Source organism: Paenibacillus sp. NPDC055715, assembly GCF_053617595.1.
The window spans coordinates 202,756-217,094 of record NZ_JBSHGA010000006.1; the positions used below are offsets into that span (position 1 = coordinate 202,756).

Here is a 14,339-nt window from a genome sequence, read left to right on the forward strand (position 1 = left end):
TATGAAAAAGAGTTAACATTTCTGACAAATAAATTCGTTATAGTGTATATATCTTTTATTACCCGGAAAAGGAGAACCCACCCGTGTTTAAGCTACTCATCGTGATCCTGCTGTCCATGCTGTCGTCATCCTCCGGCATGATTTCCGGTTATCCTTCACCGGACCCGATGCCCGAAACCGTACAATCTCCTCCGTTAGCCGTCGCCCCTGAAGACTCATCTGTTAAATTATATGTTGAGGAGCCGCCTTCTCAGGGGCTATTCCGCACAGCCATGCTGGAAATCGGCCAGCAGCGCCGTACATTCGCATGGTCAGGCTCGGCAGATATCGCCACCGCACCGCAGTTGTACTACTCGGATGTAAACGGCGATGGCATTCGCGAAGCCGTGGTCATCCTGACCCGCGCTTCAGGCACGGGTGTCGAATTGCAAGAACTTCATATTGTCAACGCCCAGACCATGGACGAGTATGCGGTTGAATCGGCGGCAGATGCCGTCTCCCGGCGCGTCCACAGCAGTGTGGAACTGCGTGACCACAACCAGCAGGTGCATATTGCAGTCACGATTGATGGCATCACACACACGCTCGACCCCAAAGCATCGGCGTTTTACGATGATCCAGCCCATTTTACAGATCGTCTCGATTTCAGCTCTGTCGTCATGTATGATGCCGAACAGCCTCCTCTGCGCGCTACCGTATCCGGCAGCGTGTCCCCGACCGAATTTGTAGGAGATTTGGAACTGAAATATGTATATGAGCATGGACAGTTCCGGGTGGGACCTATTGAGTTTGCGGCTTCCTCTCCGTTTTGACGACTCTCGCAGAATAAGGTAGCATGGGATTAAATGCTAGACTGGCTGGTTTAGCGATTTTCCGAGTGAAAGAGGGGAGAGGATCCGTCATGTTTACATACGCGTTGGACGAACGCACAGTCCTTCGTCCGCTCACCAAAGAGCATGTGCAGCCTCTGTTTGAGTTGATTGAAATGTCCCGTGATCGCCTGCGTCAGTGGCTTCCATGGGTGGATTCCACCACGGAAATCAGCCACACAGAGCAGTTCGTGCAGAGCGCCTTGAAGCAAGCCGTAGAGAACGGCAGCGTGACCGCCGGAATCTGGTTGGATAATGAGTTGGCTGGTATCATCAGCTTTCATGAAATCAATTGGACTCACCGTTCGGTCAGTATTGGATACTGGCTTGGACACGGTTACGAAGGACAAGGCTTCATGACCAGCGCATGCCGCGTATTCATCGAATATGCGCTGATAGAGCTGGACCTGCACCGGATCGAAATCCGCTGCGCCACCACCAACCGCCGTAGCCGGGGTATCCCGGAACGTCTGGGCTTCGTGCTCGAAGGTATTATCCGCGAAGCGGAACTGCTGCCCGACGGCTATATGAACCATGCTGTGTACGGCATGCTCCAGAGCGAGTGGAAACAGCTTCGGTAACCTTGCATCATAAAACAGCGCCGCAATCCGTTTAGGGTCTGCGGCGCTGTTCCTTATGAACGGCTTATAGGAGGCTATAAGAAGCTGATTGTGCTGTAGAATCCATGTCTATTTTAAGAAATAAGCCATTAACACATCGTCCACGAATTGGCCCGCTATGTAAAACTCCTCATGCAAACGTCCTTCGATCGAAAAACCGCATTTTTCATAAAACATAAGGGCCTCCGTGTTGCACGAGAGTACCCGCAAGCTTAATTTGCGAATGCCCTCAGCGGCTGCAATATCCTTCATGGCGTTCATAAGCGTCGTCCCAATACCTTTGCGGTGATAGGCCGGATGCACGGCTATATTTATTTCCAACACATGACAATTACTAGCCAACAGCGTTGGAGAACGAAATCCGATATAACCACAAAGCACTCCCTGTTCGATAGCAACCAGTTGAGAGCCGGGAGGCGTATTGCGCAAAAATTCCCCACGTGACTTCCATGACAGCGACGCGGGGGCCGTTCCTTCATTCCATACCAATTCATCCAGCGCAATCAGATCAGGAGCATCCTTCATCTCCGAATGACGTATTGTCAGGGGTTGACTCGTAAGCAATTTCTTTCAATCCTTCCTGTGAAGGCTTTCCTGAAGCATAGGCAGCAACATTCGTCATATATTGTACCATAATCACGGGCTTGTCACAGTATTTATTAGGCCTTAAGAACTGGAAATGTCTGTCTTGGATGTAGTCTCAAAAATCATCCTCACGGCGGGAACGGTTCAATCCGCTATGCAGAATGAAAAACAGGATGGATAAAACCCCCACGCGCGATGCCAGCCAAAGTGTGGGTGGGAGACCACCGCCATCATATAGCCTTCCCATAATATAAGGCCCCATCCCCGTCCGGCTGCGCCAATCCCCCCTACTAACCCGATGTAAAAGGGTGCCCCCGGCCTCCGTGATCCGACAAAAATACCGGAACCGCAGGTGCGATCAGCATCTCTCCCAGGGTCGCCAAAACCATGGCGAATATCATCCCCGTATAGTTCTGTGTGCCTAGCATGACGATACAGGCTGCCAAATAAAATCCTCCGGCCCACGTCATTTGAGCCGAAGCGTGCCGGGCATAAAGACGCTTGAGCCAGAAAATAATCGGCTGTGCAGCAAAAATAAGCACACCGTTCAATGTCCATAGTAGCCCGTACATCGTTTTAGGCAAGCCCTGCTCAATAATATACGGGGACACTCCCGTATTCCACATCGAATGACCGAACCATAAAAAAAGCGAACCCAATCCGACGAAGAGATACAGCCTGGCATCACGGAAGAGTATCCGCGCTGGTATTCCCTCTGTTCTTTTCTTCACGGACTTGCTGAGGTGAACTTCCCCCGCTTCCCGATCTACCCTGCTCAGATAGGACCAGAAAAACCCGGCAAATACCGCAGAGGTAATCCCGTTTGTTGAACAGCTCTCCACGACGGTCAGCAAAGCAAAAACCTACAAATGCCTGAATCACGGGCACAGATACGACATTAAAAAAACGATAAAGCCCATCATAATAACACCTGACCCAAAATCCCACCCAGGGACTGCAACAATATCGCAATCCCCGCATCTGACACCATAAAAAGACATTATCTCATGGGCGCTTCACATTTACCACCGTTGAAAAGAAAGTAGCCCCCCGCCCCATATCCGACAGCCGATCAGAGGTCAACACATTAGCACGCTGTCTGCGTCCTTTACCTTCCCACCATAACCCTTGGCAAATCACCGTACCAGGCAGCATCAGATCCGTGACTTTGGCTTTCAGTTCATACGTTCCCCGGTCGTTCCATACCGTAACCGAATCGCCGTCCGCGATGTCTCTTGCCTGAGCATCCTCCGGGTGAATTTGCAGTAAAGGCTCTCGTTCCAGCCGCTGATGTTTGGGCAAATTCGCGAACGTTGAGTTCAGAAAATTATGATTCGGTGGCGAAATAAACATCAGCGGGAACCGCTCGTCCGCTTGCGGTCGATGCTCTCCGTCATATCCTTCGATCAGCGGCACATACGAAGGCATCGCGGGCAGACCCGCTTGCTTCATCTTTTCTGAATACAGCTCAATCTTGCCCGAAGGCGTCGTCAGACGATCCAGATAGGTAGCCTTTGGCGTCATGTCCAGTTTGACAAAAGGTGACTTTTTTAAGGATTCCAAAGTCACACCGTTGAGATAAGGATTCGTCGGATTATCAAGTGCACCCGCGATCATGTCCTCTTCACTTTCAGTGAAAGCAGCCTCGTCAAAGCCCATAGCCTGTCCGAGCAGGCTAAACAGCTCATAGTTGCTTTTGCTTTCCCCGAGTGGAGCAATGACTGGCTCCTGCATCTGGATATAATGATGCCAATACGATTTATACAGGTCTGTGCCTTCAAAGGAAGACGCCGCAGGCAGTACAATATCCGCATAGCGGGCCGTATCGGTGAGGAACAGGTCGTGAACGACCGTGAACAGATCCTCCCGTTCAAACCCCTGCGTCACCCGATCGGCATCCGGTGCTACGACAACCGGATTGCTGCAATACACGAACAGCGCCTTGAGCGGCTCGTCCTTCTGTAGCAGCGCTTCGCCGATTTGGATCATGTTGATCACCCGGGCATCCGGGTTCTTACGCAGATCAGGACGCGCCAGATTGGCGCCGTTGAATTTGCCGTATGCGCCGTTGGAACGCGATGCTCCCCCGCCGTGCTTCAGCCATTGCCCAGTGAGCGCAGGCAAGCATGTAACCGCGCGTACGTTCATGCCGCCATTATCGTGATGCTGAAGCCCGTTGCCAATGTTGATATACGCCGCTCGCGCCTGCCCGTACATCTCCGCCAGACGGATAATATCTGCTTCCGGCACGCCTGTAATGCGTGAGACCCGCTGCGGGGTATATGCCTTCACATGCTCGCGCAGTTCCTCATGACCAACCGTATAGCGGCGCAAAAATTCATCGTCCGTCAGCCCTTGCTCGAACAGTACGTGCATAACACCCAGCGCGAGCGCGGTATCCGTTCCCGGGTAGAGCGGAATGAACCAATCCGCCCATTGCGCTGTCCGGTTGCGGTGGACATCAATGACGATCACCTTGGCACCTTTTTTACGTGCCTTCTCGGCCAATACCACCTGATGCATATTGGTGCTAATGACATTTCCACCCCATACAATAATGAGGTCAGCATCCTCTGTATCCTCCGGACTGGTGCCGCCCTTAAAACCCATGACGGATGCCCAGCCTTCATTCCCAGCAACGCTGCAAATCGTCTGGTCCAGTTGGCTTGAACCCAGCGCATTGAAAAAACGACGATCCATCCCGTCCACACTCAACACGCCCATATTGCCATAATAGCTGTAGGGGAGAATAGATTCCGGGCCGTCCGTGCGAATCAGTTCCTTGAAGCGGCCTGTAATGGTATCGACAGCCTCCTCCCAGCTGATTCGCTCAAACTGTCCTTCACCCTTGGGACCTACACGCTTTAACGGATAGAGCACCCGCTCGGGGTCATACACTCGCTCCGTCATATTGCGAACTTTGTTGCAAATAGCCCCTTTTGTAATGGGATGATCCGGGTTACCGGTCACCTTGACGATCTTTCCATCTTCCTTGTGAAGCAGGAGCCCGCACGTATCCGGGCAATCCAGCGGACATACAGCCGGAAAAATACCGTCCGTACGCTCCGTCATTCGATGCCCCCTTTGCAAGTCTTGCTGAAACACAGCCTCAGGAGGCGCGATGTTGCGATGATCCATGGTATTGATGCTCCTTTCCGTTACCATTTCCAAATTTTATACTGTTCTTATCATATATACAGCTATGCCCTATGGCAAGAGAAGGATTTTGCCAAACCAAATTCGTCCAAAAAGATCAAAAAATCCGCTTGCTGCTCACAGCAAAACGGATTTCTAATGTTCTTTATTATATTTTGATCCTACCTGTTTCATTATTGAATACCAAGGGTAAAAGAGATCAAGGCATTATGGACGAGAGCACACTCATCCTCCATGCCAATCATGGATCACTCCCAAAAAAATCCGCCATGACAGGTTTCGTTCCCCCAGACCTGCCATGGCGGATTTGCTTTGTTCCCATTTTCTAAGCCCAGCTTAATCAGGCATGGTCACTCAACGGAGTTGTTGCAGTAGACGAGGGTTCCTCAGATGATTCATTCACAGGATGCACAGCGGTATGAGGCTTTTTCAAATATGCCAACCAGTAAGCCCCAGCTACAAACAGGCTTCCTCCCACCAAATTCCCCAGCCAAACCGGAATGAAGTTCATAATATAATCTGCCCATGAAAAATGGCCTGCAAAAATAGCCGCCGGGATCAGAAACATATTCGCTACAACGTGCTGGAACCCGATAGCTACAAAGGCCATCGTCGGGAACCAGATCCCCATAATTTTGCCGCCGATCGAATCCGTGCTATACGCCAACCATACAGCCAGCGCTACCAGCCAGTTACATCCAATACCAGATATAAATGATTGCAAAAAGCTTTCATGCAGCTTGTGTCCCGCCATATCCACCACTTTGTCCAAATAAGGTCCTGTCTCGGTTAAACCCAGTACATGGCCAAAGAAAAAGGCAACAAACAACGCACCCGCAAAATTACTAAGCGTAATAATCGCCAAATTACGGAACATAGCCCCGGTCTTGATCCGTCCTGCCCATCTCGCTAAAGGGACAGCCATCATATTACCGGTCAGCAATTCTCCTCCTCCGATCAATACCAATACCAGACCTACAGGGAACACGGCTGCTCCAATAAAGGTAGCAATACTTCCCCATTCTTTGGGCGCGCTTGCGATAACACGTATATCCAGCAAAAACCCAAGCGCAATAAATGCACCTGCCAAAAATCCCAATACCACTGCCACAGTCCATGGATTGTTCGCTTTGGCCACTCCTGTTTTCACCGTCATTTCGGCAATTTGCCCCGGTTTATAACTTGCCATATATCCCACTCCTTTAACATCTTTTTACTCGAATATTCTCTCATATATTTTATTTAATATCATATATTTTATTTAATATCATTGATTTTGTTTGTGAAAAAAATCACTTTGTTCAATATTAAAAAAACAGCCCTTGGATAAAGGACTGTTTTTCGTGTATTCTTGCATCTACCGTGCCACTAAGTGCCTATGATTTAGTTATATTCTTTCTTTTCAACTGCCCTCAGGAACCAAATAACTCCTCCGAGTCCTACCAGCGCCACGGCTACAAGAAAAAGGATATAAAACAAATCCATAAATCACTTACCCCCTAATCTTTATGCTCTCTCTATTGTACTATATGGAATCATCTGTACGTTTCATATTGTTGACAAACTTATGAACAATGTCACAGACAAAATGAATTATACGGTAACTGGCTTCCGTTCAGATATCGGAGGTAATGCTTGCAAACCCGCTGCATTCAAGAAATTCAAAGGCTTGTTGTAATGCGGCTGGAAGAAAAAATCGACAAAGGCCAACTGATCAATGGTCATATGATTTTGAATCGCTACCGATAGGGTATTAATCGATTGGGTCAAATCTACTTTCGACATAATTTGTGCCCCGACAATTCTCCGTGTCTCCTGCTCATATACAACTTTTAGCAGCACCTTTTCGGAAGTTGGCATAAATTCAGGTCGGTAGCTGTCGTCAATGGTTACAGCCTCTACAGCCATGCCTTCGTCCGCTGCTGCCGCTTCCGTCATACCTGTTCCTGCAATATTATCTTCATAAATTTTAATACCCGAGGTTCCCTGTGTTCCCATATAGGCAATGGTCGGTTGGACCAAATTGCGTGCCACCAGCGTACCCATACGAACAGCGTTGGTTGCCAATGGAATATAAGCTGTTTTACCTGTCGGGTTGTAGCGGATTGCACAGCTATCGCCTGCGGCAAATACGTCCGGGCAGCTGCTTTGCATATAATTGTCCACAATGATCGCGCCGTTGGGCAGCATGTCTACCTGACCTTTAAGCAGATCCGTTTGAGGACGGAAGCCGATGCAGAGAATAACAAGTTCTGTTTCATATTCTCCTTTGGATGTCACCACTTTATTCACCTTACCGTTATTTCCTTCAAAACGACTCACTGTTTCTCCCAGCACCAGCTTGATACCATGTTCCTTCAAGGAATCTTCAATTTGGTCTGTATATTCCGGGTCCAAATATTTATTCAAAATACGATCAGCGCTGTCAATCAGCGTTACGTTCTTACCGTTCATTTGAAAAGCTTCCACCAGCTCAACACCGATATATCCGGCCCCGACAACTGTAATATTCTGCACATGCTTGGCTTTCTCAATGATGTCATTGGAATGATTATAGTTTTTGCAGAGAAGAATATGATCAAGCTCAATACCTTCCAGCTTCGGAATAATAGGCCATGAGCCCGTAGTTACAATTAATTTATCAAAGGTATCCGTAAATTCTTTTCCTGTTTGAAGATTGCGTGCTTGCAGCGTTTTGCCTGCTGTATCGACACTCGTTACCTCATGAAGCATCTTGGTCTTGACACCCAATTCAGCCAGTTGATCCGGGGAAGAATAAAACAAGCCGTGCGGATCTTTGACGACACCACCTACGTACAGCGCAATACCACAGGATAAGAACGAAATATTGTCATTACGCTCGTAAACGGTAATTTCGGCATCTGGATAACATTTGGCTGTGTTGACGATGGCTGCCGTACCTGCGTGTGTACATCCGATAACTGCTACTTTCATGTTGAATTCCTCCTTGGTGTGGGCATACAATGTATGATAATTGTGAATTGTTTCACGTAATGGCATTGCTCATTGTGATTTATTTCACTTTATATGCTTATTATAATGTGACATTTTTCACATTGCAATAAATTTTATGATATTCACAATTTGTCCACATTTTTAAAGTCGGGAAGATACAAAGTCAGCCGTTTGCTAAAACGTCTCTTTGCTACATTCAGTTTTTCCCGTATGGGGCTTGATTATGCCTTTTTATCAGGCTTCCAAATGCCACTGCAACGATCAATGGAATGTAAAATGCTGAAAGCAAAAAAGGCCGAATCCGGAGAAACGCCGGAAATTCGACCTAATCTAAACGTATATTTTTGACTAGGCAGAGGCTATTATAGCAATCGCTCGATGGCAGCTTTCATGGCCTCTGGTGATTCCTTGGGTTCAAAGCGACCCACCGGCACACCTTCACGATTCACAATGAATTTCGTAAAATTCCATTGAATCGTACCGTCTTCCTGTTCTCCAGGCTGCTGCTTTTTCAAATATTCAAACAGAGGTGCTGTATCCGGGCCGTTGACGTCCACTTTAGCGAACACCGGGAAATTAACCCCGTAATTCAGTTGGCAAAATTCAGCCGCTTCCTCGCTGTTGCCCGGCTCCTGACCGCCAAATTGGTTACAAGGGAAACCTAATACAACCAGTCCCCGATCCTTATATTCATCATATAGCTTTTGCAAATCCCCATATTGCGGGGTAAGTCCACATTTGCTTGCGGTATTCGCGATTACCAGCACCTTACCGGTGTAGGTATTCAGAGGAACCTCCTGATTCGCTGGGGTTACGGCATGATGTGAATAGACCGACATATAGCATCCTCCTTTGTTTCGCTTGGTTTAAATTTCATCATCTATTTTACCCAAAACGAAACGGACATGCCAACATCCCTCGATACTTTAGCGAGACGCCACCACTTCGAGTCTGCGTTCTTCACGTTTTGAAGCGGACATTCTTGGACACGCAAAACAATACCTCTTCCTCCAGCTCCCGCGTCACATCATCATAATCTTCTTCAAAATGCTCCACATCCTGTAGATCGGTCAGCAATAGCTGTACTCTGTCCTTAAAATACAGCACAGTTGCTGAGCAAACACAAGACCACGCAACTGGTTCACCAAATAAACGGCTGTGGCCAAGCCGTCTTTCGCACGCAGCAACTCACCATAATACTCCATCACAGACTAAGCTTATCCGATTCAAGCCATTCTGCCACGAGCCCGGAGTATACTGCATTCTTCTGGTGTGTCTGTCACTATTCGCGCCAATTGCTCAAACTGATCATAATCCAGTGGATTCATTAGGTCTCCTTTATCCTCTTGCTGCTACCTGTGGTCTGGCTTCGCGCCGCTCGAAAACGGAGCCCACTAATTGACTCTCTTCCAGATTCAATCCCTTTACGGCTAGGCTTACCGCTGGTTGTCCGGCCAAAGCATATGGAAAACACAGCGGTACACCGGTACGAGGATCTGTTACGATATCCGCTTCAATACCGAACACCTCGCGCAGCACGTCAGGGGACATGACCTCGGTTGGCGTTCCTACAGCCTCGGCCTTCCCTTTTTTGATCGCGATCATATGCTGGGCGTACCGGGCTGCATGGTTCAAATCATGCACCACCATGACAATGGTGCGTTCGAATGAAGTGTTCAAATACTCTAACAAATGCAACACTTCCAATTGATGCGCCATATCCAAAAAGGTGGTCGGCTCATCCAAAAACAAAATATCCGTATCCTGCGCAAGCGCCATGGCAATCCATGCACGCTGGCGCTGCCCGCCAGAGAGCTGGTCGATCGGGCGATCGTGGAACTCGCTCATTCCTGTCACCTGAATGGCCCACTCTACCATTTTACGATCATCTGCTTTCATAGAACCAAAGCCTTTTTGATAGGGGAAACGTCCGTAAGATACCAGTTCCGTCACAGTCAATCCTTCCGGTGCAGTCGGATTTTGCGGCAAAATAGCCAGCTGCTTCGCTACCTCCCGAGTGGATTGCTTATGAATGGATTTACCGTCGAGCAGAACGCTGCCGCCTTTAGGATTCATGATGCGAGCCATCGTCTTCAGAATGGTGGACTTTCCGGAGCCATTTGCGCCCACCAATGCTGTGATTTTCCCTTGCGGTATTTCAACGTTCAGATCCTCCACAATCAACCGATCTTCATAAGCAATATCCAGATTAGCCGTCTTCAGACGAAACATGCCGAATCATTCCTTTCCCTTATCTAATATATAGTCACGGGCTTAACGCACGATATTCATCAAAACTTCATTCTATCTTTATATAATAAAGATATTGATAATCATTATCAAGTGTTGATTGACGCATTCACCTTAGCATACGAATCATTTCATTGAAAATGACCCCGAAATTTCACAAAAAAAGATCACAGCTTCTCAAAGCTGTGATCTTCTAATATCCGGCAGACAACATCAAGACTGTACAGAACGCAGCCCAAATGCTTCAGCCATGAGACGTATGGATTTCATCTTGGCGTCAAAGTCGTAAATCATGCTTGTGACCATGATTTCCTGTGTATGATAGTCCTCACTCAATTGCTCCATTTGGTGCTTCACCTGCTCAGGCGAACCCACCACCATACGCTTGCGATTCTCGCGGATGCGCATCCGGTCATATGGCGTATATGGATAAGCCAGTGCTTTTTCCACCGAAGGTGTGCCTCCGGAACGCATTCCCTGCTCCAGCAGCACCAGAGACAGATCCATGCTCGAAGCCAGTCGGTTGGCTTCCTCTTCGGTATCCGCACAGATAGCAAATACGGCAACAAGTGAACGAGGGCGGTCACTATGCTGCGAGGGCTTAAAATGCTCCTGATACTCCTGTATCGCTTTTGTGCCGCCTGCGCCGTTGATGAACTGCGCGAATGCAAAACCCACGCCGCGTTCGGCTGCAAGCTCTGCACTGTCGCCGCTGGAGCCGAGCAGCCACATTTCCGGCACGGTTTCTACGAGCGGCATCGCCTGTAAAGAACCGAAGCGATGCTCACTACCTGTATTGTCATGCAGATAGGCCAGCAGATCATCAAGTTGCTCGGGGTATAGATCAACGCCGTTCCTGATTTTACCCTCCTGCAAGGCTCTGGTGGCGACTGGCATTCCTCCTGGGGCCCGTCCCAGGCCCAAATCCATCCGCCCTGGATATAGCCCTTCCAGCACACGGAAGTTTTCCGCTACTTTATAAGCACTGTAATGTGGCAGCATTACACCGCCCGAGCCGACGCGAATGGCCGATGTACGAGCCGCCAGATGCGAAATGAGTACCTCCGGGCTGGAGCCTGCAAGATTGGAGGCCGAATGGTGCTCTGACACCCAGAAGCGGTGATAACCCAAGCGTTCCGCCTCTATAGCAAGCTCGGCGGTCTTGTGTAACGCTTGCGCATGCGTCATGCCTTCCAATACCGGAGATTGGTCAAGAATGCTGAGTTGTATCATAAAAGTCTGACCTTTCTGTTATGGAATAAGAATAGGTGTTAATTATAGCACGTAGAGCCACAGTTACCCAAGAAGTGCCGTGATCGACTGAACAGCTCTATTTTTCGTAGAGACTCTCTCTTGCTTTATCTGCTTCATAGAGGTGTGAACGTTCCTTAAAGAAATTGAACAGATGTGTGACGATAACCTTCAATACTGCATAGCCTGGAACCGCCAGTATAATCCCTACCACTCCAAACAGATTGCCTGCCGTCAGAATGACAAAGATAATGGTGATCGGATGCACCCGGAGAGACTTGCCCATAATTTGCGGAGAAATAAATTTGCCCTCAATGAGCTGTACGACTGTCCATACGATAACCATCTTGAGCAGCATAACTGGAGATGTTACCAAAGCTACAATTAATGCAGGCGTAATGGCAATCACGGGTCCCAAATAAGGAACAACGCTCGTAAAGGACGCAATGACGGCAAGCGTCAGAGAGTAGTCCAGTCCGATGATCAGGTAGCCGATATACAACAACCCCCCGATACAGAAACTGACAATAATCTGCCCCCGGATATACGAACTGACTTGATGATTCATTTCGGTCATAATGCGATCTGTTTCCTTGCGTAACACAAGCGGGAACATTTTCAGAATCGTCTGTGGTAGCTTACGTCCGTCTTTCAGCAAGTAAAACAGAACGAATGGAACCGTGGCAATGGCAAGCACCGTTTCCGTGACCACGCCCAAGAAGCTACCCACACCCGCCCATGCATTGTTGATGAAAGCAGATATCTTTTCCGAAGCCTTGGAGGCCAGCTCAGATGGATTAATTTGAACAGTATTCTGGAACTGGTTCACAAAATCGCTACCGATCAGCTTCTCGAATTGTCGTTGTACTTGTTCGATGTATGCAGGTACATTTTGAATCAACCCCTGAATCTGATCGCGGATCACAGGCACTACCGATGTAATCACGACGGTAATAATCCCAATGATGAGCAAATACAGCACAATAATGGAGTATAACCGTTTGACCTTGTTGCGCTCCAATACATCAACCAGCGGATTGAACAGATAGTACAAAACACCTGACAAAATGACAGGGAGAATGATCGTTTTCAGCAGCACAATAACGGGGGTAAATATGTATGAAATTTTGGTGAGTACCAATACATTCAAACCGATGAGCAGCAGTACCAGCAGGAATAACACAAACTTGTTGTTCAGAAAAAACTTTTTGAATCGGTCTTTCCATGCCGGAATTGTTTCCACATGACATTCCCCTTCTCTTTAAGCAAATGAGTGTAATGACCCTTCATATTGTTAAGATATATTTTTAGATCAAAATATACAAGGTTATACCCGAATAAACACAAAAGCAAACAAAGTTGTACGACGACATACAAACTTCGCTTGCTTTGGAATGTTATGGAGAATCGCTGTCTTGGTTGCAGCGGAATCCGTCGTTGTGGTCACAGGTTTGTTTTCTTGCCTGCAAGTAATCTGTCAATTCACGTCGTCTGTTCAGCGTATCACGATTGACCTGTGGCTAATGGTTATCTTCCTTGTCTGTCACACGGTTATTATCATGTTCTTGCGGCGCCAGATTAGTAGGGTCAGGGGTGTCCGCGTACCATGGATTAAGATGCACCAGCACCTCGTAAACCCTCGGTTCCTGCTTCATCACAGCTCCTTTGATCAGCCGGATAATATCATGCCCCTGCTGAATCGTCAGAGAGGCATCCACAGAAGCGCGGATATCCACAATAATGTAATGGCCGTGCTCACGGGCACGGATGCGGTCAATTCGCTGAACCTCGGCTACACTTAGGGCTGCTTGGGCATAGCTTTCGATTTCCTCGGTTGCAATAGCCTTTTCCATAAGTACATCTATGGATTCACGGCCCATTTCCCACGCCAGTCTCAGAACCAGCAATGCGACCACAAACCCGGCAATCGGGTCCCCGTAGGATAAAATCGGAATGCTCCAGTGCTCCCCGATCAGGCCCAAACCGATACCCAGTACAGCAGCAGCGGAGGCGTACACATCCGCCAGATGATCTTTGGCCGTAGCAATGAGACCCTGGCTATTGGCTGCCCTGCCGATACGGATCGTATAGATATACAGCCATTGCTTCCAGAGCAGGGAGATGATCGCCGCCACCAATGCCAGTATATGCTCCTTCGGCATCGGTTCAAACAGCGCTATTATGGAATGGTAGCCGATAAATATGCCGGCTGCGAACAAAATGACCGCCACCACGCTGGCCCCAATGACCTCTGCCTTGCCGTGACCATATGGATGATCCTCATCCGGCGGCAGGCTCGATATGCGCATCGCTCCCAGTGCCGTTGCCGAGGCGATTACGTCCCCGGCGTTATGCACACCGTCAGCAACCAGCACCTTGCTGTTGAACATGACGCCTGTAATGATTTTAATGCCTGTTAATAGGATGTTGCTGATCAGGCTGGTCCACGCTGACACCATAGCGCGTTTGCCCATATCCTGTTCCTGCATGATGTATAGCCTCCGTATCTATCTTGAAAGCAAATGTATCCCCAAGTTAATCGGTTACTTTCAAGGCAGCTATGCTGCTAGTTTTCTTTGTTTTCTCAGCGCAGTAATGCTGGTTATTTCATCATATGATGCTACCGCATCGG

Annotated in this window: 13 protein-coding genes and 1 pseudogene; 3 read left to right on the forward strand and 11 right to left on the reverse strand. The window is 48.4% G+C overall.

Annotated features, from left to right (window positions below; translation table 11 throughout):
- Nucleotides 1-83 precede the first annotated feature (83 nt).
- Together ACWGOO_RS12510 and ACWGOO_RS12515 are read left to right on the forward strand one after the other, a co-directional pair.
- The gene (locus tag ACWGOO_RS12510) at nt 84-812 is read left to right on the forward strand and encodes a copper amine oxidase (RefSeq protein ID WP_452483802.1); all 729 of its coding nucleotides are present in this window, start codon (nt 84-86) and stop codon (nt 810-812) included.
- Between the two features lie 89 nt (nt 813-901).
- Nucleotides 902-1,450 carry a GNAT family N-acetyltransferase gene (locus tag ACWGOO_RS12515; protein ID WP_452483804.1) on the forward strand — a complete coding sequence of 183 codons (549 nt, stop codon included), beginning with the start codon at nt 902-904 and terminating at the stop codon, nt 1,448-1,450.
- 108 nt (nt 1,451-1,558) lie between these two features.
- On the opposite strand, the gene ACWGOO_RS12520 is transcribed toward ACWGOO_RS12515, so the two are convergent.
- From ACWGOO_RS12520 to ACWGOO_RS12530, 3 genes and pseudogenes are all read right to left on the reverse strand, one after another.
- A complete protein-coding gene (locus tag ACWGOO_RS12520; protein WP_452483806.1) occupies nt 1,559-2,053 on the reverse strand; it encodes an N-acetyltransferase family protein in 495 nt (164 codons plus the stop codon).
- 102 nt (nt 2,054-2,155) lie between these two features.
- Nucleotides 2,156-3,062 (reverse strand): annotated as a pseudogene (locus ACWGOO_RS12525) (MFS transporter); the annotation flags it as partial.
- A 17-nt stretch (nt 3,063-3,079) separates the two neighbouring features.
- Entirely contained in the window at nt 3,080-5,212 is a 2,133-nt protein-coding gene (locus ACWGOO_RS12530; protein ID WP_452483808.1) for a molybdopterin-containing oxidoreductase family protein, read from the reverse strand.
- A 71-nt stretch (nt 5,213-5,283) separates the two neighbouring features.
- Here ACWGOO_RS12530 and ACWGOO_RS12535 point away from each other — a divergent pair, with 71 nt between their 5' ends.
- Nucleotides 5,284-5,559 (forward strand): hypothetical protein, encoded by a 276-nt coding sequence (locus ACWGOO_RS12535; RefSeq protein WP_452483810.1) that lies wholly within the window; start codon nt 5,284-5,286, stop codon nt 5,557-5,559.
- A gap of 11 nt (nt 5,560-5,570) precedes the next feature.
- Here ACWGOO_RS12535 and ACWGOO_RS12540 read toward each other — a convergent pair whose 3' ends face one another.
- From ACWGOO_RS12540 to ACWGOO_RS12575, 8 genes are all read right to left on the reverse strand, one after another.
- Nucleotides 5,571-6,419, reverse strand: coding sequence for a formate/nitrite transporter family protein (locus ACWGOO_RS12540; protein ID WP_452483812.1), 849 nt, complete (start codon nt 6,417-6,419; stop codon nt 5,571-5,573).
- A gap of 404 nt (nt 6,420-6,823) precedes the next feature.
- Nucleotides 6,824-8,185: an FAD-dependent oxidoreductase gene (locus ACWGOO_RS12545; RefSeq protein WP_452483813.1), complete on the reverse strand. Its 1,362-nt coding sequence runs from the start codon at nt 8,183-8,185 to the stop codon at nt 6,824-6,826.
- Nucleotides 8,186-8,568: 383 nt separating this feature from the next.
- Nucleotides 8,569-9,045 (reverse strand): glutathione peroxidase, encoded by a 477-nt coding sequence (locus tag ACWGOO_RS12550; protein WP_452483815.1) that lies wholly within the window; start codon nt 9,043-9,045, stop codon nt 8,569-8,571.
- Nucleotides 9,046-9,166: 121 nt separating this feature from the next.
- Complete coding sequence (locus tag ACWGOO_RS12555) at nt 9,167-9,313, reverse strand: hypothetical protein (RefSeq protein ID WP_452483817.1); 147 nt, start codon at nt 9,311-9,313, stop codon at nt 9,167-9,169.
- A gap of 231 nt (nt 9,314-9,544) precedes the next feature.
- Nucleotides 9,545-10,438, reverse strand: coding sequence for an ABC transporter ATP-binding protein (locus ACWGOO_RS12560; protein WP_452483819.1), 894 nt, complete (start codon nt 10,436-10,438; stop codon nt 9,545-9,547).
- A gap of 231 nt (nt 10,439-10,669) precedes the next feature.
- Nucleotides 10,670-11,689, reverse strand: coding sequence for an LLM class flavin-dependent oxidoreductase (locus tag ACWGOO_RS12565; RefSeq protein WP_452483821.1), 1,020 nt, complete (start codon nt 11,687-11,689; stop codon nt 10,670-10,672).
- A gap of 97 nt (nt 11,690-11,786) precedes the next feature.
- Complete coding sequence (locus tag ACWGOO_RS12570; RefSeq protein WP_452483822.1) at nt 11,787-12,950, reverse strand: AI-2E family transporter; 1,164 nt, start codon at nt 12,948-12,950, stop codon at nt 11,787-11,789.
- A 277-nt stretch (nt 12,951-13,227) separates the two neighbouring features.
- Complete coding sequence (locus ACWGOO_RS12575; protein ID WP_452483824.1) at nt 13,228-14,196, reverse strand: cation diffusion facilitator family transporter; 969 nt, start codon at nt 14,194-14,196, stop codon at nt 13,228-13,230.
- Nucleotides 14,197-14,339 lie beyond the last annotated feature (143 nt).